1 rRNA gene is annotated in these 1795 nt (G+C 52.4%); it reads right to left on the reverse strand.

Annotated elements, in window-relative coordinates:
- Nucleotides 1–1795: ribosomal RNA gene (locus K2184_RS28920) — 23S ribosomal RNA — on the reverse strand; the annotation flags it as partial.

The following is a 1795-nucleotide window of genomic DNA, read 5'->3' on the forward strand; positions in this document are numbered from 1 at the left end:
GGGCCCACGTTAGAACACCAGCCATTAAAGGGTGGTATTTCAAGGATGGCTCCATGCAGACTGGCGTCCACACTTCAAAGCCTCCCACCTATCCTACACATCAAGGACCAGTGTTCAGTGTCAAGCTATAGTAAAGGTTCACGGGGTCTTTCCGTCTTGCCGCGGGTACACTGCATCTTCACAGCGAGTTCAATTTCACTGAGTCTCGGGTGGAGACAGCCTGGCCATCATTACGCCATTCGTGCAGGTCGGAACTTACCCGACAAGGAATTTCGCTACCTTAGGACCGTTATAGTTACGGCCGCCGTTTACCGGGGCTTCGATCAAGAGCTTCTCCGCGAGGATAACCCCATCAATTAACCTTCCGGCACCGGGCAGGCGTCACACCGTATACGTCCACTTTCGTGTTTGCACAGTGCTGTGTTTTTAATAAACAGTTGCAGCCAGCTGGTATCTTCGACTGATTTCAGCTCCATGAGCAAGTCACTTCACTTACCATCAGCGTGCCTTCTCCCGAAGTTACGGCACCATTTTGCCTAGTTCCTTCACCCGAGTTCTCTCAAGCGCCTTGGTATTCTCTACCTGACCACCTGTGTCGGTTTGGGGTACGATTTGATGTTACCTGATGCTTAGAGGCTTTTCCTGGAAGCAGGGCATTTGTCACTTCAGCACCGTAGTGCCTCGTCATCACACCTCAGCGTTAATAACGTTCCGGATTTACCTGGAACATCCGCCTACATGCTTAAACCGGGACAACCGTCGCCCGGCCAACATAGCCTTCTCCGTCCCCCCTTCGCAGTAACACCAAGTACAGGAATATTAACCTGTTTCCCATCGACTACGCCTTTCGGCCTCGCCTTAGGGGTCGACTCACCCTGCCCCGATTAACGTTGGACAGGAACCCTTGGTCTTCCGGCGTGCGGGTTTTTCACCCGCATTATCGTTACTTATGTCAGCATTCGCACTTCTGATACCTCCAGCAACCCTCACAGGCCACCTTCAACGGCTTACAGAACGCTCCCCTACCCAACAACACATAGTGTCGCTGCCGCAGCTTCGGTGCATGGTTTAGCCCCGTTACATCTTCCGCGCAGGCCGACTCGACCAGTGAGCTATTACGCTTTCTTTAAATGATGGCTGCTTCTAAGCCAACATCCTGGCTGTCTGGGCCTTCCCACATCGTTTCCCACTTAACCATGACTTTGGGACCTTAGCTGGCGGTCTGGGTTGTTTCCCTCTTCACGACGGACGTTAGCACCCGCCGTGTGTCTCCCGTGATAACATTCTTCGGTATTCGTAGTTTGCATCGGGTTGGTAAGTCGGGATGACCCCCTAGCCGAAACAGTGCTCTACCCCCGAAGATGAATTCACGAGGCGCTACCTAAATAGCTTTCGGGGAGAACCAGCTATCTCCCGGTTTGATTGGCCTTTCACCCCCAGCCACAAGTCATCCGCTAATTTTTCAACATTAGTCGGTTCGGTCCTCCAGTTAGTGTTACCCAACCTTCAACCTGCCCATGGCTAGATCACCGGGTTTCGGGTCTATACCCTGCAACTTAACGCCCAGTTAAGACTCGGTTTCCCTGCGGCTCCCCTATTCGGTTAACCTTGCTACAGAATATAAGTCGCTGACCCATTATACAAAAGGTACGCAGTCACCCAACTAGTGGGCTCCTACTGCTTGTACGTACACGGTTTCAGGTTCTTTTTCACTCCCCTCGCCGGGGTTCTTTTCGCCTTTCCCTCACGGTACTGGTTCACTATCGGTCAGTCAGGAGTATTTAGCCTTGGAGGA

The organism is Klebsiella sp. K5-306, assembly GCF_051835185.1.
Lineage (GTDB): Bacteria > Pseudomonadota > Gammaproteobacteria > Enterobacterales > Enterobacteriaceae > Klebsiella > Klebsiella oxytoca.